Annotated in this window: 27 protein-coding genes, 1 tRNA gene, 1 pseudogene and 1 other annotated feature; of the genes and pseudogenes, 21 read left to right on the forward strand and 8 right to left on the reverse strand. The window is 40.9% G+C overall.

The features are described from left to right. Nucleotides 1-208 precede the first annotated feature (208 nt). Nucleotides 209-1,543 (forward strand): Nramp family divalent metal transporter, encoded by a 1,335-nt coding sequence (locus ATE37_RS00120; RefSeq protein ID WP_084867030.1) that lies wholly within the window; start codon nucleotides 209-211, stop codon nucleotides 1,541-1,543. Nucleotides 1,544-1,666: 123 nt separating this feature from the next. Here ATE37_RS00120 and ATE37_RS00125 read toward each other — a convergent pair whose 3' ends face one another. Further along, on the reverse strand, nucleotides 1,667-1,909 hold the full coding sequence (locus ATE37_RS00125; protein ID WP_000710762.1) for a type B 50S ribosomal protein L31: 243 nt from the start codon (nucleotides 1,907-1,909) through the stop codon (nucleotides 1,667-1,669). 95 nt (nucleotides 1,910-2,004) lie between these two features. Continuing rightward, entirely contained in the window at nucleotides 2,005-2,940 is a 936-nt protein-coding gene (locus tag ATE37_RS00130; protein ID WP_033583994.1) for a DHH family phosphoesterase, read from the reverse strand. 103 nt (nucleotides 2,941-3,043) lie between these two features. Here ATE37_RS00130 and ATE37_RS00135 point away from each other — a divergent pair, with 103 nt between their 5' ends. From ATE37_RS00135 to ATE37_RS00165, 7 genes are all read left to right on the forward strand, one after another. Further along, nucleotides 3,044-3,487, forward strand: coding sequence for a flavodoxin (locus ATE37_RS00135; RefSeq protein ID WP_001162125.1), 444 nt, complete (start codon nucleotides 3,044-3,046; stop codon nucleotides 3,485-3,487). 117 nt (nucleotides 3,488-3,604) lie between these two features. Continuing rightward, a complete protein-coding gene (locus ATE37_RS00140) occupies nucleotides 3,605-3,871 on the forward strand; it encodes a chorismate mutase (RefSeq protein ID WP_084867031.1) in 267 nt (88 codons plus the stop codon). After that, the gene (gene crcB, locus ATE37_RS00145) at nucleotides 3,868-4,242 is read left to right on the forward strand and encodes a fluoride efflux transporter CrcB (RefSeq protein WP_084867033.1); all 375 of its coding nucleotides are present in this window, start codon (nucleotides 3,868-3,870) and stop codon (nucleotides 4,240-4,242) included. Before ATE37_RS00140 ends, crcB (ATE37_RS00145) begins: the two co-directional genes overlap by 4 nt. Next, nucleotides 4,236-4,565 (forward strand): fluoride efflux transporter CrcB, encoded by a 330-nt coding sequence (crcB, locus tag ATE37_RS00150; protein ID WP_084867034.1) that lies wholly within the window; start codon nucleotides 4,236-4,238, stop codon nucleotides 4,563-4,565. Before crcB (ATE37_RS00145) ends, crcB (ATE37_RS00150) begins: the two co-directional genes overlap by 7 nt. Nucleotides 4,566-4,683: 118 nt before the next feature. Further along, nucleotides 4,684-5,031 (forward strand): 50S ribosomal protein L19, encoded by a 348-nt coding sequence (gene rplS, locus ATE37_RS00155; protein ID WP_001068669.1) that lies wholly within the window; start codon nucleotides 4,684-4,686, stop codon nucleotides 5,029-5,031. 42 nt (nucleotides 5,032-5,073) lie between these two features. Then, nucleotides 5,074-5,145: transfer RNA gene (locus ATE37_RS00160), tRNA-Arg, on the forward strand. A gap of 306 nt (nucleotides 5,146-5,451) precedes the next feature. After that, the gene (locus tag ATE37_RS00165; protein WP_033584000.1) at nucleotides 5,452-7,221 is read left to right on the forward strand and encodes a DUF4365 domain-containing protein; all 1,770 of its coding nucleotides are present in this window, start codon (nucleotides 5,452-5,454) and stop codon (nucleotides 7,219-7,221) included. 376 nt (nucleotides 7,222-7,597) lie between these two features. Here ATE37_RS00165 and ATE37_RS00170 read toward each other — a convergent pair whose 3' ends face one another. The 3 genes from ATE37_RS00170 to ATE37_RS00180 all read right to left on the reverse strand — a co-directional run bounded on the left by ATE37_RS00170 (nucleotide 7,598) and on the right by ATE37_RS00180 (nucleotide 10,045). Beyond that, a complete protein-coding gene (locus ATE37_RS00170) occupies nucleotides 7,598-7,777 on the reverse strand; it encodes a hypothetical protein (RefSeq protein ID WP_033584002.1) in 180 nt (59 codons plus the stop codon). Between the two features lie 144 nt (nucleotides 7,778-7,921). Beyond that, nucleotides 7,922-8,728 carry a sugar-phosphatase gene (gene yidA, locus ATE37_RS00175; RefSeq protein WP_084867036.1) on the reverse strand — a complete coding sequence of 269 codons (807 nt, stop codon included), beginning with the start codon at nucleotides 8,726-8,728 and terminating at the stop codon, nucleotides 7,922-7,924. A 12-nt stretch (nucleotides 8,729-8,740) separates the two neighbouring features. Beyond that, nucleotides 8,741-10,045 (reverse strand): HD domain-containing protein, encoded by a 1,305-nt coding sequence (locus ATE37_RS00180; protein ID WP_033584005.1) that lies wholly within the window; start codon nucleotides 10,043-10,045, stop codon nucleotides 8,741-8,743. A gap of 71 nt (nucleotides 10,046-10,116) precedes the next feature. Between ATE37_RS00180 and ATE37_RS00185 the strand changes: the two genes are divergently transcribed. Further along, a complete protein-coding gene (locus tag ATE37_RS00185) occupies nucleotides 10,117-10,494 on the forward strand; it encodes a YwiB family protein (RefSeq protein WP_084867037.1) in 378 nt (125 codons plus the stop codon). Nucleotides 10,495-10,518: 24 nt separating this feature from the next. Here the strand turns inward: ATE37_RS00185 and ATE37_RS00190 are convergent, their stop codons facing one another. Then, complete coding sequence (locus ATE37_RS00190) at nucleotides 10,519-11,601, reverse strand: DEAD/DEAH box helicase (RefSeq protein WP_084867039.1); 1,083 nt, start codon at nucleotides 11,599-11,601, stop codon at nucleotides 10,519-10,521. After that, entirely contained in the window at nucleotides 11,598-12,575 is a 978-nt protein-coding gene (locus ATE37_RS00195) for a Gfo/Idh/MocA family protein (protein ID WP_084867041.1), read from the reverse strand. The genes ATE37_RS00190 and ATE37_RS00195 overlap by 4 nt, the downstream gene beginning before the upstream one ends. Before the next feature lie 155 nt (nucleotides 12,576-12,730). On the opposite strand from ATE37_RS00195, the gene ATE37_RS00200 reads away from it, so the two are divergent. The 4 genes from ATE37_RS00200 (at nucleotide 12,731) to rpmA (ending at nucleotide 14,587) form a co-directional block, all read left to right on the forward strand. Then, nucleotides 12,731-13,411 carry a YoaK family protein gene (locus tag ATE37_RS00200; protein ID WP_084867042.1) on the forward strand — a complete coding sequence of 227 codons (681 nt, stop codon included), beginning with the start codon at nucleotides 12,731-12,733 and terminating at the stop codon, nucleotides 13,409-13,411. Nucleotides 13,412-13,480: 69 nt separating this feature from the next. Next, nucleotides 13,481-13,568, forward strand: a sequence feature (ribosomal protein L21 leader region). A gap of 34 nt (nucleotides 13,569-13,602) precedes the next feature. Beyond that, entirely contained in the window at nucleotides 13,603-13,917 is a 315-nt protein-coding gene (rplU, locus tag ATE37_RS00205; RefSeq protein ID WP_000109141.1) for a 50S ribosomal protein L21, read from the forward strand. A gap of 15 nt (nucleotides 13,918-13,932) precedes the next feature. Then, a complete protein-coding gene (locus ATE37_RS00210; RefSeq protein WP_000613704.1) occupies nucleotides 13,933-14,277 on the forward strand; it encodes a ribosomal-processing cysteine protease Prp in 345 nt (114 codons plus the stop codon). Nucleotides 14,278-14,293: 16 nt separating this feature from the next. Further along, entirely contained in the window at nucleotides 14,294-14,587 is a 294-nt protein-coding gene (gene rpmA / locus ATE37_RS00215; protein ID WP_000916509.1) for a 50S ribosomal protein L27, read from the forward strand. Nucleotides 14,588-14,751: 164 nt separating this feature from the next. Here the strand turns inward: rpmA and ATE37_RS10815 are convergent. Continuing rightward, nucleotides 14,752-14,826: pseudogene (locus tag ATE37_RS10815) on the reverse strand (AraC family transcriptional regulator); the annotation flags it as partial. Here ATE37_RS10815 and ATE37_RS00220 point away from each other — a divergent pair. From ATE37_RS00220 to ATE37_RS00255, 8 genes are all read left to right on the forward strand, one after another. Next, nucleotides 14,819-15,727: a LysR family transcriptional regulator gene (locus ATE37_RS00220; RefSeq protein WP_049479174.1), complete on the forward strand. Its 909-nt coding sequence runs from the start codon at nucleotides 14,819-14,821 to the stop codon at nucleotides 15,725-15,727. The pseudogene ATE37_RS10815 and the gene ATE37_RS00220 sit on opposite strands and share 8 nt — an antisense overlap. Continuing rightward, nucleotides 15,724-16,191 (forward strand): signal peptidase II, encoded by a 468-nt coding sequence (lspA, locus tag ATE37_RS00225; protein WP_000745694.1) that lies wholly within the window; start codon nucleotides 15,724-15,726, stop codon nucleotides 16,189-16,191. The genes ATE37_RS00220 and lspA overlap by 4 nt, the downstream gene beginning before the upstream one ends. Continuing rightward, the gene (locus ATE37_RS00230) at nucleotides 16,175-17,074 is read left to right on the forward strand and encodes an RluA family pseudouridine synthase (protein ID WP_084867044.1); all 900 of its coding nucleotides are present in this window, start codon (nucleotides 16,175-16,177) and stop codon (nucleotides 17,072-17,074) included. The genes lspA and ATE37_RS00230 overlap by 17 nt, the downstream gene beginning before the upstream one ends. 101 nt (nucleotides 17,075-17,175) lie before the next feature. Next, a complete protein-coding gene (gene proB / locus ATE37_RS00235) occupies nucleotides 17,176-18,285 on the forward strand; it encodes a glutamate 5-kinase (RefSeq protein WP_241502088.1) in 1,110 nt (369 codons plus the stop codon). 9 nt (nucleotides 18,286-18,294) lie between these two features. Then, nucleotides 18,295-19,557, forward strand: coding sequence for a glutamate-5-semialdehyde dehydrogenase (locus tag ATE37_RS00240; RefSeq protein WP_084867047.1), 1,263 nt, complete (start codon nucleotides 18,295-18,297; stop codon nucleotides 19,555-19,557). Nucleotides 19,558-19,560: 3 nt separating this feature from the next. After that, nucleotides 19,561-20,358: a pyrroline-5-carboxylate reductase gene (gene proC, locus ATE37_RS00245; protein WP_084867049.1), complete on the forward strand. Its 798-nt coding sequence runs from the start codon at nucleotides 19,561-19,563 to the stop codon at nucleotides 20,356-20,358. Nucleotides 20,359-20,478: 120 nt separating this feature from the next. Then, nucleotides 20,479-21,117 carry a dTMP kinase gene (gene tmk, locus ATE37_RS00250; RefSeq protein ID WP_084867050.1) on the forward strand — a complete coding sequence of 213 codons (639 nt, stop codon included), beginning with the start codon at nucleotides 20,479-20,481 and terminating at the stop codon, nucleotides 21,115-21,117. Then, the gene (locus ATE37_RS00255; protein ID WP_084867052.1) at nucleotides 21,114-22,004 is read left to right on the forward strand and encodes a DNA polymerase III subunit delta'; all 891 of its coding nucleotides are present in this window, start codon (nucleotides 21,114-21,116) and stop codon (nucleotides 22,002-22,004) included. The genes tmk and ATE37_RS00255 overlap by 4 nt, the downstream gene beginning before the upstream one ends. The last annotated feature ends 28 nt before the right edge of the window (nucleotides 22,005-22,032 follow it).

Here is a 22,032-nt window from a genome sequence, read left to right on the forward strand (position 1 = left end):
TTTTACAGTTTTAAAGCCAGCGTTTTCTGACGCTGGCTTTTATAATACTGATATTGCCTATTTCAACTATCATTTCTTTTATTAGGAATCATTCCAAAATGTGATATAATAAGGGTGAATTGGAAATAGGTAAACTATTTTCATCATTCTTTCAAAAAATATTCTATTAAGAAATATGTAAAGACAGATTAGAAAGTGTGAAATCCCTATGTCCTCTTATGAAAAAGTCTCTCTTTCTGAGATCAATCAATCTATTGAGACTCCAAATAACAATCATTTTTGGCAAAATCTAAAAGCATTCTTAGGACCTGGTGCACTTGTGGCAGTTGGCTACATGGATCCAGGAAACTGGATCACCAGCGTGGTTGGTGGTGCCTCCTACAAATATAGTCTCTTATTTGTTATTTTGATTTCTTCCATCATTGCTATGCAGTTACAACAGATGGCTGGAAAGCTCGGTATCGTAACTAAGATGGACCTGGCACAGGCAACAGCTCATCATGCTCCCAAGTGGCTTCGCTATAGTTTGTGGGTGATTTTAGAATTAGCTTTAATGGCGACGGACTTGGCTGAGGTTCTAGGTTCAGCGATTGCCTTAAATCTTTTGTTTAAAATACCGATTATGATTGCTATCCTTCTAACCGTTTTAGATGTATTTTTGTTACTTTTATTGATGAAATTTGGCTTCAAAAAAATTGAAGCCATTGTTACGACTCTTATTTTAACCATATTAGCCATCTTTACCTATCTTGTAGCCTTATCTAATCCAAGTATCCAGGGGATTATTGGTGGTTATTTACCAACTTCAACTTTATTTGAAACACCGTTACCAGGTCATGAAAGTCAATTGACCTTGGCTCTAGGGATTGTAGGTGCGACAGTCATGCCCCATAATCTCTATCTCCACTCCTCTCTATCCCAAACAAGGAAAATCAATCACAAAGATAAGAAGGATGTTCGAAAAGCAGTGCGCTTTATGACCTGGGATTCAAATCTTCAGTTGTCCCTAGCCTTCATTGTCAATTCCTTGCTTCTCATTTTAGGTGCCTCCCTCTTTTTTGGTCATGCATCTGAAATTTCAGCTTTTTCTCAAATGTACAATGCTTTACAGGATTCGACAATAGCAGGAGCAATAGCCAGCTCAACCTTGTCAACTTTATTTGCTCTAGCCCTCCTAGCAAGCGGCCAAAATTCGACTATTACAGGCACTTTGACAGGACAGATTGTCATGGAAGGCTTCTTATATCTAAGATTGCCTCAGTGGCTCATCCGTATCGGTACACGTATTTTTGCCTTGCTACCTGTGATTATAGTCGCCGTTTTGTTTGGATATCAAGAAAAAACCTTGGATCAGTTATTGGTCTATTCACAGGTCTTTCTGTCAATCGCTCTTCCGTTTTCAATCTTTCCCTTAATCTATCTGACCTCTAAGAAGTCACTGATGGGAGAATTCACTAATGCCAAGTGGAACACAATCCTAGGTTACGCAGTTTCCATTATCTTAACCATTCTCAATATCAAACTTCTTTTTGATATTTTTTAAACTTGTTCAAATTAGTTTTCGGTACTAGCTTGAAGCTTGATATTGAGATAATAGCAGTGGTTGGTTCATAAAAACATAAAAAGAAGTAAAAAAAAAGAACAGTAGTAACTGTTCTTTTTATGATTATTTGAGACCGTATTTTTTGTTGAAACGATCCACGCGTCCATCTGCTTGAGTGAACTTTTGACGTCCAGTGTAGAATGGGTGTGAGTCTGATGAAATTTCCACACGGATCAATGGGTAAGTTTCGCCTTCGAACTCAACAGTTTCGTTAGAGCGTTTTGTTGAACCGCTAAGGAATTTGTAACCAGTAGTTGTGTCCATGAAGACAACTGGGCGATATTCTGGATGGATATCTTTTTTCATTTTGCAATATTTCCTTTCTGCCATGGTCTCTTTGCGAGCCATAGATTGTTACCATACTAGTCTATCAGATTCTGAAAAGTTTGGCAAGTATTTTATTAGTTTTTAAGCAAGTTTTTTAACTTTTGATAGATGATTTCGTTTTCCTCTAAGCTATAGGAATTGGCGCCACTGGCTAATGGATGCCCTCCCCCGTCGTGTCGTTTGGCAATCTCATTGATAGGGGCGATTTTACTTCGCATTCGCACACGGAAGTGACCATCAGCTTGCTCAACAAAGATAGCCCAAGCCTTAACGGTATCAATTCGGCCAGGTGCTCCGACAATCGCAGCCGTTTCAGCATCCGTAACCTTATATTTTTCCAGGATTTCTTGAGTAAGCAGAACGCGTGCAGCTCCATTCTCATCGACTTCTAAGTGATCATAAACATACCCTTGCAGTTTTGCAATCTTGAAGCTCATGGTATCCATTTGACGAGATAATCCAGCAAAGTCAAAATCAATTTCTCGGAGCTGGCCAGCTATTCTAAAGGTACGAGCACTAGTTGACGGGTAGAGAAAACGCCCTGTATCCCCGACAATTCCTGCATAGAGAAGTCGTGCCGCTTCACTAGACAAAGCTAGCTGATTTTCTTGAGCAAATAATGCAATCATCTCACTGGCACTGCTTGAACTTGTATCCACCCAAGATAGGTCACCATAGATATCATCGTTTGGATGGTGATCAATTTTGATGGTGAAAGCAGCTTGTTCGTAGCGTTTATCATCGATACGAGGACGATTCGCTGTATCACAAATAATAGCAAGAGCTCCTTGGTAGTCACTGTCTTGGACAGTATCCATTTCCGCCATCCAGGTTAGAGTGGGTTCGTTAAAACCGACCGCTTTGATAGTCTTTTCTGGAAAATGGTGTGTAAGAAGAGTTTTCAAGCCCACCTGACTTCCCAAGGCATCAGGGTCTGGTTTCATATGACGATGAATGATAATGGTATCGTATTCTTTGATTTTCTCTAAAATTTGCTGGCAAATTTCCATAAATAACCTCAATTCTTTCTCATTTCATTGTAGCACAAGAATTTTTATTTTTAAAATGAAAAAGATATGATATAATGGAGAAAGATAAATTGAGGAGGACGATATGGCATTAGCAAAAATTGTATTTGCCAGTATGACCGGTAATACCGAAGAAATTGCAGATATTGTAGCAGATAAATTGCGTGACTTGGGCTTGGATGTCGATGTGGATGAATGTACGACTGTTGACGCTTCAGACTTCTTGGAGGCGGATATCGCAATCGTTGCGACCTATACCTACGGAGATGGAGAGTTGCCAGATGAGATGATGGACTTCTACGAAGACCTAGCAGATCTCAACTTGAACGGTAAAATCTACGGGGTTGTTGGATCAGGTGATACCTTCTACGACGAATTCTGTAAGGCTGTCGATGACTTTGATCGCGTTTTCGTTGCGACAGGAGCTGAAAAAGGTTCAGAGTGCGTTAAAGTAGACCTTTCTGCCGAAGAAGAAGATATTGAACGCTTGGAACAATTCGCAGAAGAATTGGCTGCAAAAGTAGGATAATAATAAAACTGCGCTGACTGGAAGAAGTCAGTGCGTTTTTTTATTAGTTTTTTTGGGATTTTACTAGCCTATTTAGAGGCTTTTTGATACAATAATTCAAATAAAGGAGGAGACTGTATGAACTTAGATATTATTCGCCAAGAAATTGATCAAATCGACGACCAAATCGTCAAGCTCCTAGAAGAACGGATGCATTTGGTTGAGGGGGTTGTCGCTTATAAGAAATCCTCTGGGAAACCTGTTTTAGATACTAAGAGAGAAGCAGTTATTTTTGAAAAGGTTAGAAGTCGTGTAGAGGATAAGCGCTATCAGGAGACTATTGTTGCGACTTTTTCAGACATTCTCAAACGTTCGCGTGATTATCAGGATCAAAATATCAAATGAAAAAAGAACAATTTTATCCGCTCGGAATTTTTCTGGCTGCCATGTTGGGAGGCCTTGTCCGCTATCTCATTTCCACTTGGTTACCAGCTAGCCCAGACTTTCCTTGGGGGACCCTTCTTGTCAACTATCTGGGAATATTCTGCTTGGTCTATCTGGTAAAAGGCTATCTGGTCTATAAGGGAACTAGTAAAGGCTTGGTTTTGGCGCTGGGGACAGGATTTTGTGGTGGCCTGACAACCTTTTCTAGCCTAATGCTTGATGCAGTAAAACTGCTTGATACCGGGCGTTATCTTAGTTTAGGCATTTACTTACTTTTGAGTATTGGTGGAGGACTATTCTTGGCTTATGTTCTAGGGAGGAAGAAATGGTAATCGTTTATCTTGCAATCGCCTGCGGGTTCGGAGCCTTGGTGCGTTATTTCTTTTCCCGCTATAATCAAGCTTCTAAATTGCCACTAGGAACTCTCATAGCCAATCTTATAGGATGTTTTTTAATTGGCTTACTCTACAATCATGTGGAGTCCAAGGAAATCTATGCTATCCTAGCGACAGGTTTTTGTGGAGGGTTGACGACCTTTTCAACTTTGAATGATGAGCTACAAAGACTGTTAAGTGACAAGAAGGTATTTTATAGCTATTTTCTCTTAACTTACCTAGGCGGTTTTCTAGCGATTTTTTTAGGAATTCTGCTATAAATTTCTTTACTTTTAGGTGGAAATTTGGTAAACTGTATCTTGTGTGTAATGGACGCACAAAAATACAGTTTATCCGCTGAGGAAGGTTCCTCAAGATTGACAAAGATAGGAGAATAAAATGAATCCATTAATCCAAAGCTTGACTGAAGGTCAACTTCGTACAGATATCCCATCATTCCGTCCTGGTGACACTGTTCGTGTACACGCGAAAGTTGTCGAAGGAAACCGTGAACGTATCCAGATTTTTGAAGGTGTTGTTATCGCACGTAAAGGTGCTGGCATCTCAGAAAACTACACAGTTCGTAAAATCTCTAACGGTGTAGGTGTTGAGCGTATCTTCCCAATCCACACTCCACGTGTTGAAAAGATCGAAGTTGTTCGTTACGGTAAAGTACGTCGTGCGAAATTGTACTACTTGCGTGCACTTCAAGGTAAGGCAGCTCGTATCAAAGAAATCCGTCGTTAATTCGACTAAAAAACTCTGCTCATCCAGCAGGGTTTTTCTCTAGCTCCCTTAGTTCAATGGATATAACAACTCCCTCCTAAGGAGTAGTTGCAGGTTCGATTCCTGCAGGGGGCATTTTTAGTAATGTAAAGAAAGACAAAGAAAATTCAAAGTGTTAGTTTAAAGGCAATCATCACAAGTTTGTTTTTTAAAATAACTTAGTATTTTTGGAATTTTTGACCAAAGTGTGACCAAAAGTCAATGAATATAGAATAAAGTAGATCAGGAAACTGGTCTATTTATTTTGTAATTATTAATGAACAGTATTTTTTAAGTTTATAATATTCAGTTTAAGTTAAATAGTTGTAATTATAGTATATAAGTTTTTCTTTGTTAATGGTATAATATAAAGTATATAGAGCTATTTTTCGAGGTGCGGATTTGGCAAATAATAGACAAATTGAGACATTAGGTGTTTCATATCTGACAACATTCATAAATAGACATAGTTTACTTCAGACTTATTTTGATAGTAATGATAAAACTCCAGTCTGGGATGGTGAGATTCATGTTCTTAAATCTTCTAGTGAGAAAAAAAGTGAAATATTTGGTAAAGTACCTGTTCAAATTAAAGCTACAAGGCAACAGAAGAATAAATTGAAATCCTTCTTGTTAGACATAAGTGATTTAGAATTATATTCAAAAAATGGTGGTGTAGTTTTATTCGTAGTTTGGTTAAGTGAGAATGGTGATTTAAGAAATATCTACTATAAATCATTACCTCCTCTTTCTATAAAAAAACTAATCAAAAAAAATAATTTAAAAAATAAAACAACAAGCAATAAGAAACTTTCTGTACAGATTCATGAATTAGACGAACAAAAACTGTACCCCATGCTAGTCGATTTTATAACAAATAGTCGTAAGCAATATAGCTTCATAAATGTTGATGGTATTTCAGTTGAAGATATCTCTGATGATAGTAACCTTAAATTCTATTTTTATGGTCAAGGAAAGGGAGAAATCTTTAACTACCAGGAAGAAAATGATCTCTTCATTTATTATAAAGATCCTTTAACTGGTATTGAAGTACCACTTGAAAATACAATAAAGGTTGTCGAAACTTACGAGGAAACAGATTTAATTATTACAGTTGGAGATACTATTTTTCAAGATGTAAAAAGACATCGATTCCCTGATGGGAGTGTACAACTACATTTTGGTGAATGCTTTAAAATGTCCTTTGATGTAAATAAAAAAATATTTAAATTTAATTATACAAGGTCTAATATGCTCTCAAAAGCCATAGAGTGTACGGAGGTACTTCAAGAGCTAGGAAGAGTAGGATATTTTAATCTCAATGGAAATAAAATAGAACTAGATAATCAGTCAATATCGGATATTACTTCACGGAATTTAGATAGCGATATAAAGGATTTGAGACAGATTTCTAACTTCTTGGAAAATATGGGTGTACAAAAGGATCTTGATCTAAACTACTTTGATAAACAATCTCAAAAAAATCTAAATATCCTTAATTCAGGTCTTGTTCTAAAGAAGAAGGATGCCTTTGATTATAATGAATCTAAATTACTTCATCTAAGAATTGCTAATATCCATATTATTGCCTTATATGATTTTACAATAGATAAGAACGGAACCATGATTGATATCTTTACTGAAATTCCCTGGTGTAGGAGAGGTGAGGGGAAGGATTCTTCAGATATTTCAATTTTTGAAGTTTTTGAACCTAACGATTGGCTAAAAATAGATAATTGTAATTTTGATTCGGTTATTGCCTCATATCAAAGATTAGTTGATAATGACTTGAAATTTGAAGATGCTAACAACACTATTATAAAAATAGTTATTGCTGCTGACATGGCAGAAGATGCTTCTAGAAGAGAGTTATTGCTTAATTGGGCACAATGTCTTTCTAATTGGAACTTAAAATACTCCCAAAATAGTGAGATAGCTATAATAAATGACCTTCAAATAAAATCTAGAGTTCGTAAATTAAACAGCAAAGAAATGGAGATTCTGAGCAATATTTTAGTAAATAGTAATGATAACTATGAACTTTGTTTCGGTTCATCAGTGTTATTAAAATCGAAACCACAAGCTGATTTGTTTTGGAATAAACTGGATAATGAGACAAAAGAAAGATATAAAGACTTTCCTATTTATACTTTGTATATGAAATTATCGTAAAATTAAAAGAGATTATAAAGAGATAACATATAGAAATAGAGAGTGATTTATTACAATTCAGTACCACAAATTAAGGAAGCAATGCCTATTTTTTGTACTCTCAAGATTTAAGTAACTGTACAACTGAACCCTTGTGGCTCTAGGCGTTATGACGGTTTTTGTACTCTCAAGATTTAAGTAACTGTACAACACCTCATGCTTGAAGATGGCCGATTGGCTGAAAAAGAAAGTTTCAACATCGAGCCTGACGGATTGATCACTACAAAATAATTTTTTAAAAATAGAAAGGAAATTTTCTAAAATATTGTTCGAATTGTAACCGCAGGCTCAGGCTTGCGGGCTTTTTTGTTTGCAATAATAAAAGCAGTGACGGAAATCACTGCTTATCAGCTGTAGCAAATTCATAAAGTTTTTCTGCTGTGAGAAGTGCCATTTTGTCCATGCTTGTTTTTCCTTTTCTGAGGTCAGAAACGGTAGTCCATGGCACACCGGCACCTTGTGAAATAGCAGATGTAGAAATAGAACTATTAAGTAATTCTTGAATAATTTTTCTCATATTTTTCTTTACCTCAATTTTTATCTTAATCATATTATATAACGGAGAACCGAGATGTCAAGTGTTTTGATAAATTATTTCTAATTCTAAGATGAAATAGATAAAACCCGCTCAGTTGAGCGGGTTTCGTCTATTCTTACTTTTTTACAATACCCACGTACGGATGGCATGGGCAACGCCAGATTCATCATTTGTTTTAGTGATGTATTTGGCGATTTTTTTGAGTTCTGGATTTCCGTTTTCCATGACTACAGGGTTGCCAACGACTTCCAGCATGGCACGGTCATTTTCTTCGTCTCCGATTGCCATGGTTTCATCTGTGGTCAATCCGAGTTTTTCAGCTAGGTGAGTGATGGCTGAACCCTTGTCTACATTCTTTTTAAGGAGTTCGAGGTAGAAAGGAGCAGATTTGTTGATGGAGTAGCGTTCGTAAAATTCTGCTGGTATCTTTTCAATCGCAACGTCGAGAATTTCCGGTTCATCGATAAACATACACTTGACGATTTCCTTGTCAGCCATTTCTTCAGGAGTGCGGTAAAAGATAGGCATGTTGACGAGGGTTGATTCGTGCACTGTGTATTTTCCGATATTGCGATTGGCAGTATAGATACCGTCCTTGGTAATAGCGTGCATGTGGACACCGAGTTTGCGACTGAGAAATTCCATATCGAGATAGTCCTCATAGGCTAAAGATTCGCTGATAATCTCATGGCCAGTAGCAGTTTCTTGGACAAGGGCACCGTTGAAGGTTACCACATAGTCACCCTTGTCTCTCAACTGCAAGTCGTCCAGAAGTTTAGCAACACCTGCGATAGGGCGGCCAGTTGCAATCACGACTTTGACGCCAGCTTGTTTGGCATCTTGGATGGCAGAAAAGACTTCAGGAGTGATTTCCTTTTTACTGTTAACCAGGGTACCATCGATATCGACAGCGATTAGTTTAATACTCATAAATTTCCTCTTCTAGTTTTTATTTGGGGTAAAATGATCGTTCTCAATCAAGTGTAAAAATTGCTGGGTGATACTTGCGAAGATGCTATTTTGATCCAACATTTCTTTTGGAAAATAGAAACGATTGTCACCGTGGCGGCTGCCAGCAAGGGATTGGACGATAGGGGACAGGCTAGATAGTTCTGCCAGTTCACCATTTTTTTGTAAAATCTCAATCTGTGTCCTTGGATTTTCAGATTCGGGTCGATAGATATCATAAGGTAGGTCAAAGTTCTTATGAATAGCAGTATAGTAGTCTGGATCAAAACCGATATCTTCAACCAGTTGTCTCATGGTTGCGAGTTGGTCTTGGTCTTTTTCTGAAAAAGTAATGGATTTAAAGACCTTGCGGTTGACAAAGCGTTGCGACAAGTCGGCTAGTATCTTGTCAGGACTGGTCATCCAGAGTTGGAAGTAGGTATTCATCACGCCATCATCCAGAGCTAGATAGTCAGACAAGGTCACATTTTTTTCAAAGAAAGGAAGGAGATGTGGAGAAGTTCGTGCAAAGAAATCTTTGTCTTCAGGATAGAGTTCCTTAGCGCGTTTGAGGAGATTCTGTAGAAGAACTTCCATGGCGCGTGTTGCTGGGTGGAAATAAACCTGCATATACATCTGATAGCGACTGAGCACGTAGTCTTCGATGGCATGCATGCCATTGCGCTGAAAGGCGATCCCATTTTCGACTGGGCGAATCACTCGGAGAATTCGAGTCAAGTCAAATTCCCCATAAGATGCTCCTGTAAAATAGGAGTCGCGCAAGAGATAGTCCATGCGGTCTGCATCAATCTGACTAGAAATGAGTTGTACGACCTGCTTGTTAGGATAGGTATGGTCGATAACGCTAGCCACCTTTTTGGGGAAATCAGGTGCCACTTGTAGCAGGACTTGGTGAATCTCTGTCTCAGGACTTTGGATGATTTCCTGGGTAATGGCCTCATGATCTGTATCAAAGAGATGTTCAAAAGTATGGGAGTAGGCACCATGCCCGAGGTCATGAAGGAGCGCAGCGGTCATGGTCAAGAGAGACTCAGCAGGATCCCATTCTTTAGGATATTTTTCTTCAAAAATCTCTGTGATGCGTCGTGCAATCTCATAGACCCCCAAACAGTGGGAAAAGCGACTGTGCTCCCCACCATGGAAGGTATAGCTGGAAGTCCCTAGTTGCTTGATTCGACGCAAACGTTGAAATTCTTTTGTATTGATCAAGTCGTATATGACCTGATTATTGACGTGGATATAGTTGTGAACTGGGTCACGGAATACTTTTTCGTTCATATGACCATTATAGCAAAATCCTGCTCTTTTTGGTAAAATAGTAGGACAAGAGACAAGAAAGAGGACATGATGTGAAGATTCGAATGCGAAATACGATTCAGTTTGATGAACAGTTGGAAGTAATTGACCAACTCTATGACGTGGAAGTGCGTGAAAAGGGAGATTATTGCTATCTGCTTTTCTACAATGAGGAAAAGGAAAAAGTGGTTATTAAATTTCATGGTGAAGAACTAGTGATGACCCGTTTCTCGAGTCCCAAAACCATCATGCGTTTTCTAAAGTCTAGTGATAGTTTGGCCTATATTCCTACACCAATGGGGATGCAGGAGTTTATCATTCAAACGAGTCACTACAAACTGGATGGGCAAAAGATTGAGCTCGCCTATCAACTGCAAAACCAAGAGGGACAACCCTTTGCCAGTTATCAATTAGAAATTACTTGGGGATAAGAAAAAGGTTGGCGAATGCCAACCTTATTTGATATATAGTTCTTGGTTTTTTAGGACAATTTCACGAACACTTGCGAATTTCTTGAGTTTTTTAAGTTCTTCAGGATGGGTTACCAGAGTGATAACATAGCCCTCTTTACCCATGCGACCTGTGCGGCCAGCGCGGTGAGTGTAGGTTTCCATATCTCTAGGAACGTCAAAGTTTACGACGCATTCTAGGCTATCAATATCAATCCCACGTGCTAAGAGGTCAGTTGCAAGGAGCAGGGTTAGCTGCTTGTCTTTAAACTTTTCTAAGATGACTTTTCGAAATTTAACATTGACATCGCTAGCGAGGGAAACAGCCAAGACATCCCGATACTGTAGTTTTTCTTCTGCACTTCCAAGATCTGATAGGTTATTAAAGAAGACCAGTCCGCGGAAATCCTCTACATGAGCCAGTTTTCGTAGCATATCCACACGATGACGTTGGTCCACCTGCATGTAGAAATGTTGGATGTTGTCCAGTTTTTGATCAGAGAGATCAATAGTGCGCGTGTTTGCCGCAATCTTTTCTTGGTCAAACTTGGTCGTCGCACTCATGTAGATGAGTTGGTGGTCACGAGGTGCGTAGTGAGTGATTTTCTCGACAAAGTGAATCTGAGAATCATCGAGCAATTGGTCAAATTCATCCAGGATGATGGTTTCCACATTCATCATCTTGATTTTTTTCAATTTAATCAACTCAAAGATACGGCCAGGTGTTCCAATCAGAATTTCTGGTCCTTTTTTGAGGCGTTCAATCTGGCGTTTCTGACTTGAACCTGATAGGAAGAGTTGAGCTGTTAAACCAATAGCTTCAGCCCAGGTTTTACACACGTCAAAAATCTGTCCAGCCAGTTCTGTATTTGGTGCTAGAATCAAGAGTTGTTGGGCTTTTTTCTTTTGTAGTCTGAGAAGACTTGGTAGGAGGTAAGCGAGGGTCTTACCAGTTCCTGTTGGGCTCACTCCCAGAAGGTTTTCTCCAGCAAGAATGGGCTCAAATAGTTGAGTTTGAATGGGGGTAAATTCTTGGAAACCGATCTGGTCGCTCAGTTCTTGCCATTCAGTGGGTAGTTTGGTTTTCATTTTTCTGCCTCGAATCTAATGCCAGCAGTCTGGCGCATGGTATAGAGTAGCTCATGAATAGAACTTGCATTATCCAGCCAAGTCTGGTAAAGTTTTTGGTCTGGCTGCTGGATCATGTGTGCAAATGCAGCAACTTCCTCAGTCATCGTATGAGGAGCCTGTTGGATAGGGAGTTGAACTTGATTTCCTTGGTGGTTAGTAAAAATAGCTGAGCGGATATGCTCAATCGTGTTGAGGGTCAAGGTTCCATCTGCTGTGTAAATCTCACAAGGAAGATTGGAAGTGATGTTTTTCCCAGCCTTGATATGAACTTGAAAGTTAGGGTAGAAGAGGATACCGTCTCCATTTAGGTCAATGCTATTGTCAAGCTGTTGAGCCTGATAGGTCGCGTCCTGAGCTTTTCCAAAGAAGCGAATGGCAGCGTAGAGGGGATAAATCCCCAAGTCCATAAGTGCTCCACCAGCAAAACGATCTGAAAAAACATTTGGCGTCTGCCCAGCCAATAAGTCAGGCATCTTGGAAGAATACTTGGCATAGTTGAAATCTGCTCCCCAAATTTGCTTGTCTGCCAAAAAATTCTTGATAGTGATAAAGGCTTCCTCGTGGTAATTACGAGCTGCCTCAAAGATAAAACAGTGATTTTTCTCAGCTGTTTGCCTTAAATCTAGCCATTCTTGTGGCTGAGTGACAGCTGGCTTTTCAAGAATGACGTGCTTACCAGCAGACAAGGCAGCCTTGGCTTGAACAAAATGCAAGGAGTTTGGACTGGCGATATAGACTACATCAAAGGAAGACTTAAAGAAGTCTTCTAATTGATTAAAGAGTTGGATATCCTGATACCGAGAAGCAAAGGTTGCGGCTGTTTCTAGCTTTCGAGAATAGACTGCGACCAGCTGGTATTCTCCACTAGCATGGGCTGCTTCTATGAAATGATGGCTGATAGCGCCTGTTCCGATGACACCTAATTTAAGCATAGATACTCCTTTTCCGATTTTAAATCCTTCCTTCATTATAACACAGAAAAGAAGGACTATCCAACAGATGGTAAAAATTTTCAAATGGACTACGCATTTCTTGGAGAAAGTGGTACAATATATAGATAGGTAGATAAAATGAAAAGGGGGAGAAAATGAGATTATTACCAATAAGAAAAATATCACGTCAGTCTAAGAGGCTAGCGCTTTTTTTGACTTTTTGCGCAGGATATGTAGATGCCTATACCTTTATCGTGCGAGGAAATACCCTTGTGGCAGGACAGACTGGAAATGTGGTTTTTCTATCAGTAGGACTCATTCAACACAATGTGTCAGATGCCAGTGCCAAAGTAATGACCTTGCTAGCTTTTATGATGGGGGTCCTTTTATTAACTGTCTATAAGGAAAAATTGAGAATTGTTAAAAAGCCAATTTTGTCCGTAATTCCACTTGCAGTCCTGTCCCTAATTATAGGCTTTGTGCCGCAAACGGTTGATAATATCTATCTCGTACCGCCCTTGGCCTTTTGTATGGGACTGGTGACAACTGCTTTTGGAGAAGTGTCAGGTATTGCCTATAATAATGCTTTTATGACAGGGAATATTAAACGTACCATGTTGGCTTTTGGAGATTATTTCCGGACCAAGCATACGCCTTTCCTACGAGAGGGCTTGATTTTTGTTAGCTTACTTAGTAGTTTTGTCTTCGGAGTTGTTTTTTCAGCTTATTTGACGATTTACTATCAGGAGAAGACAATTCTAGGTGTTCCTCTTATGATGAGTATCTTCTACTTCAGTATGCTTTTTGCTTCTTGGAGAAAAAAAGGAGAGAAATAGCTTAAATTTGATTGATTTTACTTGTAAGAAAAAAGAAGATATGCTATACTTGAAGAGTTGACTATGCACAATCCTGTGCAACCGCACGAACATCGTTGCTCACATAGTGAGTATAAAGTGGTTCGTCCCACGATGCTAGGCGAGTCTTCACAAAAACACGGGGAAACCCTAAAAATCATAGGAGGTGCATAATGAGCACATACGCAATTATCAAAACTGGCGGAAAACAAGTTAAAGTTGAAGTTGGTCAAGCAGTTTACGTTGAAAAATTGAACGTTGAAGCTGGTCAAGAAGTTACTTTTAACGAAGTTGTTCTTGTTGGTGGTGAAAACACTGTTGTCGGAACTCCACTTGTTGCTGGAGCTACTGTAGTTGGAACTGTTGAAAAACAAGGAAAACAAAAGAAAGTTGTTACTTACAAGTACAAACCTAAAAAAGGTAGTCACCGTAAACAAGGTCACCGTCAACCATATACAAAAGTTGTCATCAACGCGATCAACGCTTAATTTTAAGGAGAACACATGATACAAGCAGTCTTTGAGAGAGCCGAAGATGGCGAGCTGAGGAGTGCGGAAATTACTGGACACGCCGAAAGTGGCGAATACGGCTTAGATGTCGTGTGTGCATCGGTTTCTACGCTTGCCATTAACTTTGTCAATTCCATTGAGAAATTTGCAGGCTACGAACCAATCTTAGAATTAAACGAAGATGAAGGTGGCTATCTAAAGGTTGATATACCAGCGGATCTTCCTTCACACCAGAGAGAAATGACGCAGTTATTCTTCGAATCATTTTTCTTAGGTATGGCAAACTTATCGGAGAACTCTTCTGAGTTCGTCCAAACCAGAGTTATCACAGAAAACTAACACGGAGGAAAACATTATGTTAAAAATGACTCTTAACAACTTGCAACTTTTCGCCCACAAAAAAGGTGGAGGTTCTACATCAAACGGACGCGATTCACAAGCGAAACGTCTTGGAGCTAAAGCAGCTGACGGACAAACTGTAACAGGTGGATCAATCCTTTACCGTCAACGTGGTACACACATCTATCCAGGTGTAAACGTTGGACGTGGTGGAGACGATACTTTGTTCGCTAAAGTTGAAGGCGTAGTACGCTTTGAACGTAAAGGTCGCGATAAAAAACAAGTTTCTGTTTACCCAATTGCGAAATAAAAAGGTCCAGTGAACCTTTTTATCCCGAGCCTTAAAGTGAAAAGGCGAGGAAGCTAGAAGTAGCATAAAATCAGGCTTTCCGAGTTTTCGGAGAGCCTATTTTTTGTTTTGATATCGATATTTAATTAATAGAGAGTAGTTAGCCTTGGGTTTGCGATGGACACTTTTTTCTTTTTTGGAAAAGTTCTAAAATATGGTATAATGAACAGATAGAGAAGTTGGGGGTAAAAGATGAACATTCAACAATTACGCTATGTTGTGGCCATTGCCAATAGTGGTACTTTCCGTGAAGCTGCTGAAAAGATGTATGTTAGTCAGCCGAGTCTGTCTATTTCTGTGCGCGATTTGGAAAAAGAGTTAGGCTTTAAAATTTTCCGTCGGACGAGTTCGGGAACATTTTTGACTCGTCGTGGAATGGAATTTTATGAAAAAGCACAGGAGTTGGTCAAAGGCTTTGATGTTTTTCAAAATCAGTATGCCAATCCTGAGGAAGAAAAGGATGAATTTTCCATTGCCAGTCAGCACTATGACTTCTTGCCACCAACCATTACGGCCTTTTCAGAACGCCATCCTGACTACAAGAACTTTCGTATTTTTGAGTCTACTACGGTTCAAATTTTAGACGAAGTGGCCCAAGGACATAGTGAGATTGGGATTATCTACCTCAACAATCAAAATAAAAAGGGCATCATGCAACGGGTTGAAAAACTTGGTTTAGAAGTTATTGAACTAATTCCTTTCCAGACTCACATTTATCTTCGTGAAGGACATCCTTTAGCACAGAAGGAGGAATTGGTCATGGAGGACCTAGCGGATCTGCCAACGGTTCGTTTTACTCAGGAAAAGGATGAGTATCTATACTATTCAGAGAACTTTGTCGACACCAGCGCGAGCTCCCAGATGTTCAATGTGACCGACCGTGCTACTTTGAATGGTATTTTGGAGCGGACGGATGCTTATGCGACTGGATCTGGATTTTTAGATAGTGACAGTGTTAATGGGATTACAGTCATTCGTCTCAAGGATAATCTAGATAACCGCATGGTCTATGTCAAACGGGAAGAAGTGGAGCTTAGCCAAGCTGGGACTCTTTTCGTTGAGGTTATGCAAGAATATTTTGATCAAAAGAGGAAATCATGAAAAAAAGAGGAATAGTAGCAGTCATTGTACTGCTTTTGATTGGGCTGGATCAGTGGGTTAAAGCCTATGTTGTCCAGCAGATTCCACTGGGTGAAGTGCGTTCGTGGATCCCCAATCTCGTTAGCTTGACCTATCTGCAAAATAGAGGAGCAGCCTTTTCGATGCTACAAGATCAGCAGTGGTTATTTGCTGTCATTACACTGGTCGTCATGGTAGGAGCCATTTGGTATCTACATAAACATATGGAGGATTCTCTCTGGTTGGTTTTTGGACTGACCCTGATAATAGCGGGAGGTCTGGGTAACTTTATCGACAGAATGAGTCAAGGTTTTGTGGTGGATATGTTTCACCTAGACTTTATCAACTTTGCGATTTTCAATGTTGCTGACAGCTATTTGACAGTTGGTGTGATTGTTTTATTGATTGCAATGCTTAAAGAGGAAGTAAATGGAAATAAAAATTGAAACTGGTGGGCAACGTCTAGACAAGGCTCTGTCAGATCTGACAGAATTGTCTCGCAGTCTCGCGAATGAACAAATCAAGGCTGGACAAGTCTTGGTGAATGGGCAAGTCAAGAAAGCCAAATACACTGTCCAAGAGGGGGATATCGTCACCTACCATGTGCCAGAACCAGAGGTTTTAGAGTATGTGGCTGAAGACCTTCCACTGGATATCATCTACCAAGATGAGGATGTAGCCGTCGTCAACAAACCTCAAGGGATGGTGGTTCATCCGAGCGCCGGTCATACTAGCGGAACCTTGGTCAATGCCCTCATGTACCATATCAAGGACTTGTCAGGTATCAATGGTGTTCTTCGCCCAGGCATTGTTCACCGTATTGATAAGGACACGTCGGGTCTCCTCATGATTGCTAAGAATGATGAGGCCCACTTAGCACTCGCGCAAGAACTCAAGGACAAGAAGTCTCTCCGTAAATACTGGGCGATTGTTCATGGCAATCTTCCCAATGATCGTGGTGTCATTGAAGCGCCGATTGGTCGTAGTGAAAAAGACCGTAAGAAACAGGCTGTGACTGCTAAAGGAAAGCCTGCAGTAACACGTTTTCACGTCTTGGAACGCTTTGGAGATTATAGCTTAGTGGAGTTGCAACTGGAAACAGGGCGTACCCACCAGATTCGTGTTCATATGGCTTATATTGGCCATCCGGTCGCTGGTGATGAAGTCTATGGTCCTCGAAAAACACTGAAAGGACATGGACAATTCCTCCATGCCAAGACTCTAGGTTTTACCCATCCGAGAACGGGTGAGACCTTGGAATTCACAGCAGATATTCCAGAGATTTTTAAAGAAACGCTGGAAGGATTGCGTAAAACTGAGAATAGATAAAAGAGTTGAGATGTCTTGTCTCAACCTTTTTTATTTCAAGTCTTTTCTATTTTAAAGTATTCATGTTATAATGGATAAATATGAAGAATCGGAGTGAGAATATGAAGTACAAACGAATCGTCTTTAAGGTGGGGACCTCCTCCTTGACAAATGAAGACGGGAGTTTATCAAGAAGTAAAGTAAAGGCAATTACCCAGCAATTGGCTATGCTGCATGAGGCTGGACATGAGTTGATTTTAGTGTCATCTGGGGCAGTTGCCGCTGGATTTGGAGCTTTGGGTTTTAAAAAACGTCCGACCAAGATTGCAGATAAACAAGCTTCGGCTGCAGTTGGTCAGGGACTTTTGTTGGAGGAATATACAACTAACCTCCTCATGCGCCAGATCGTTTCTGCGCAAATTTTGCTGACACAGGATGATTTTGTAGATAAACGTCGCTATAAGAACGCCCATCAGGCCTTGTCTGTATTGCTTCATCGTGGTGCAATTCCCATCATCAATGAAAATGACAGTGTCGTCATTGACGAACTCAAGGTGGGTGATAATGACACCCTGAGTGCTCAGGTAGCAGCTATGGTTCAAGCGGATCTTTTGGTTCTCTTGACTGATGTGGACGGTCTCTATACTGGCAATCCTAATTCGGATCCAACAGCCAAGCGCTTGGAGAGAATTGAGACCATCAATCATGAGATTATTGATATGGCTGGTGGAGCAGGTTCTTCAAATGGAACTGGGGGTATGCTGACAAAAATCAAGGCGGCTACGATTGCGACGGAGTCGGGTGTGCCAGTCTATATTTGCTCCTCCATGAAATCTGATGCCTTGATTGAGGCAGCTGAAGAAACTAGGGATGGTTCCTTCTTTGTTGCGCAAGAGAAGGGACTTCGTACCCAGAAACAATGGCTGGCCTTCTATGCTCAAAGTCAGGGAACGATTTGGGTAGATGGTGGAGCTGCAGAGGCACTTTCAAAAAACGGGAAAAGTCTCCTTTTGTCAGGCGTGGTAGAAGTGGAAGGAAGCTTCTCTTACCACGATATTGTCACAGTGGCTGATAAAGAAACGGGTCAATCTCTTGGAAAGGGACGTGTCCAATTTGGCGTCTCAGCCCTAGAAGATATGCTCCGTTCTCAAAAAGCTAAGGGAGTCTTGATTCACCGTGATGACTGGATTTCCATCACTCCTGAAATCCAGCTGCTCTTTACAGAATTTTAGAGGTGAACGATGGTAAGTACACAAGAACAATTTGAACAGGTACAGGCTGTTAAGAAATCAATCAATACTGCCAGCGAAGCAGTGAAAAACCAAGCCTTGCTAGCTATGGCTGATCAGTTATTGGCAGCTACTGAGGAGATTTTAGCGGCCAATGCCCTCGATATGGCATCGGCCAAGGGGAAAATCTCAGATGTTATGCTAGACCGTCTTTATTTGGATGCGGGACGTATAGAAGCGATGGTAACTGGGATTCGTGAAGTGGTTGCTTTACCAGATCCTATTGGCGAAGTCCTAGAGACAAGTCAGCTTGAAAATGGTTTGCTTATTACCAAGAAACGGGTGGCTATGGGGGTTATTGGTATTATCTACGAAAGCCGTCCAAATGTGACGTCGGATGCGGCTGCTTTGGCTCTCAAGAGTGGGAATGCTGTCGTTCTTCGTAGTGGTAAGGACGCCTACCAAACTGCTCATGCTATTGTCACAGCTCTGAAGAAGGGTTTGGAGACGACTACCATACATCCAGAGGTGATTCAACTAGTGGAAGATACCAGTCGTGAAAGTAGCTATGCCATGATGAAGGCCAAGGGCTATCTAGATCTTCTCATTCCTCGTGGAGGTGCTGGCTTGATCAATGCCGTGGTTGAAAATGCTATTGTACCCGTTATCGAGACAGGAACTGGGATTGTCCATGTCTATGTAGATAAGGATGCTGATAAAGACAAGGCTCTGTCTATCATCAACAATGCTAAAACCAGCCGTCCTTCTGTCTGCAATGCCATGGAGGTCTTGCTGGTTCATGAAGGCAAGGCAGCAAGCTTCCTTCCTCGCTTGGAGCAAGTGCTGGTTGCAGAGCGTAAGGAAGCTGGACTGGAACCAATTCAATTCCGCTTGGATGAGAAAGCAAGTCAGTTTGTTTCAGGTCGAGCAGCTGAGGTCCAGGACTTTGACACCGAGTTTTTAGATTATATCCTAGCAGTTAAGGTTGTGAGCAGTTTAGAAGAAGCAGTTGCCCATATTGAAGCCCACAGTACCCATCATTCGGATGCCATTGTGACGGAAAATGCTGAAGCTGCAACTTACTTTACAGATCAAGTGGACTCAGCAGCGGTTTATGTCAATGCCTCAACTCGTTTCACTGACGGGGGGCAATTTGGTCTTGGATGTGAGATGGGGATTTCTACTCAGAAACTGCATGCGCGTGGTCCAATGGGCTTGAAAGAGTTGACTAGCTACAAGTATGTGGTTACTGGTGACGGACAGATAAGGGAGTAAGAGATGAAGATTGGATTTATCGGTTTGGGGAATATGGGTTCTAGCTTGGCCAAGGCTGTCTTGCAGGCCAAGACGGGTGCTCAGATTCTTCTTGCCAATCGTAGTCAAGCGAAAGTAGATGCTTTCATTGCCAACTTTGAAGGTCAGGCTTCCAGCAATGACGAAATCTTCGCAGAAGCAGATGTGATTTTTCTAGGTGTTAAGCCTGCTCAGTTCTCAGACTTGCTTTCTCAATACCAGATCATCCTTGAAAAGAGAGAAAGTCTTCTTTTGATTTCCATGGCGGCTGGATTGACCTTGGAAAAACTGGCTAGACTACTTCCAAGTCACCACCGAATTATTCGCATCATGCCCAATACTCCAGTGGCTATCGGCCAAGGAGTGATTAGTTATGCCATGTCAGCAAACTGTCGTGCTGAGGACAGGGAACTCTTTTGTCAGCTTCTAGCCAAGGCTGGTCTCTTGGTTGAACTTGGGGATGGCTTAATTGATGCTGCGACAGGTCTTGCAGGTTGTGGACCAGCTTTTGTCTATCTCTTTATCGAGGCCTTGGCAGATGCGGGTGTACAGACAGGATTGTCAAGAGAAACGGCTTTGAAAATGGCAGCCCAAACAGTAGTCGGCGCTGGACAAATGGTTCTCGAAAGCCAGCAACATCCTGGAGTTTTGAAAGACCAAGTTTGCAGCCCAGGTGGTTCGACTATCGCTGGTGTAGCAAGTCTGGAAGAACATGCCTTTAGAGGCACAGTCATGGACGCAGTTCATCAAGCCTACAAACAAACACAAGAATTAGGTAAATAAGAGGTTGGATGACTCCCAGCCTCTTTTATGGTCGATTGAATGGAGAAGACACAAAAAGATTGTCACAAAAACCTATTTTTTTGATAGAATAGAAGGTAGAAAAAAAGAAATGAGTTAGACATGTCAAAAGGATTTTTAGTCTCTCTTGAGGGACCAGAGGGAGCAGGAAAGACCAGTGTTTTAGAAGCTCTGATCCCAATTTTAGAGGAAAAAGGAATAGAGGTGCTGACGACCCGTGAGCCAGGCGGAGTCTTGATTGGGGAGAAAATTCGTCAAGTGATTTTGGATCCAAGTCATACTCAGATGGATCCTAAAACGGAACTCCTTCTCTATATTGCCAGTCGTAGACAGCACTTGGTGGAAAAAGTTCTTCCAGCTCTTGGAGATGGTAAGTTGGTCATTATGGACCGCTTCATCGATAGTTCTGTTGCTTATCAGGGATTTGGCCGTGGCTTGGATATTGATGCCATTGATTGGCTCAATCACTTTGCGACAGATGGCCTTAAACCCGATTTGACCCTCTATTTTGACATCGAGGTCGAAGAAGGGCTGGCTCGCATTGCTGCCAATAGTGATCGCGAGGTCAATCGTTTGGACTTGGAAGGCTTGGACTTGCACAAGAAAGTCCGTCAAGGCTACCTTTCTCTTCTGGACAAAGAAGGAAATCGCATTGTCAAGATTGATGCAAGTCTTCCTTTGGAGCAAGTTGTGGAAACGACCAAGGCTATCTTATTTGACAGAATGGGCTTGGATAAATGAAACAAGAACAACTAAAAGCTTGGCAGCCAGACCAGTTTGACCGCTTTGTCCGCATCTTAGAACAAGATCAGCTCAATCATGCCTATCTCTTTTCAGGTTTCTTTGGAAGCTTGGAAATGGCGCAGTTTTTGGCTAAGAGCCTCTTTTGTACGGATAAGGTAGGCGTTTTGCCGTGTGAGAAATGCCGAAATTGCAAGCTGATTGAACAGGGAGAATTTCCCGATGTTACTTTAATCAAGCCGGTCAATCAGGTCATCAAGACAGAACGGATTCGAGAATTGGTGGGTCAGTTTTCTCAAGCAGGGATTGAAAGTCAACAACAGGTCTTTATTATCGAGGAAGCTGAGAAAATGCATCCCAACGCAGCCAATTCTCTGCTCAAGGTCATCGAAGAACCCCAGAGTGAAGTTTACATTTTCTTCTTAACTAGTGATGAGGAAAAAGTCTTGCCGACAATCCGTAGTCGGACCCAGATTTTCCATTTTAAAAAGCAAGAAGAGAAGCTCATTCATCAATTAGAACAAGCTGGTCTAGTCAAGAAAAAAGCGACTCTTTTGGCCCAGTTTTGTCAGTCACGAGCTGAAGCAGAAAAGTTGGCAAATCAGGCAAATTTTTGGACCTTGGTGGATGAAAGTGAACGCTTGCTGACTTGGTTATTAGCTAAGAAAAAAGAAAGTTATCTCCAAGTTGCTAAATTAGCCAACTTGGCAGATGACAAGGAAAAACAGGATCAGGTCTTGCGAATCCTCGAAGTTCTCTGTGGGCAGGATCTCTTGCAAGCAAGGATTCGACAGATTTTACAAGATTTGCTAGAAGCTAGAAAAATGTGGCAAGCTAATGTCAGCTTTCAAAATGCCATGGAATATCTGGTCTTGAAAGAAATATAAACTCAATGAAGAATAAAGAAAGGAAAGG

The sequence above is a fragment of the Streptococcus oralis subsp. tigurinus genome (assembly GCF_002093575.1).
Taxonomy (GTDB): Bacteria; Bacillota; Bacilli; order Lactobacillales; family Streptococcaceae; genus Streptococcus; species Streptococcus oralis_CH.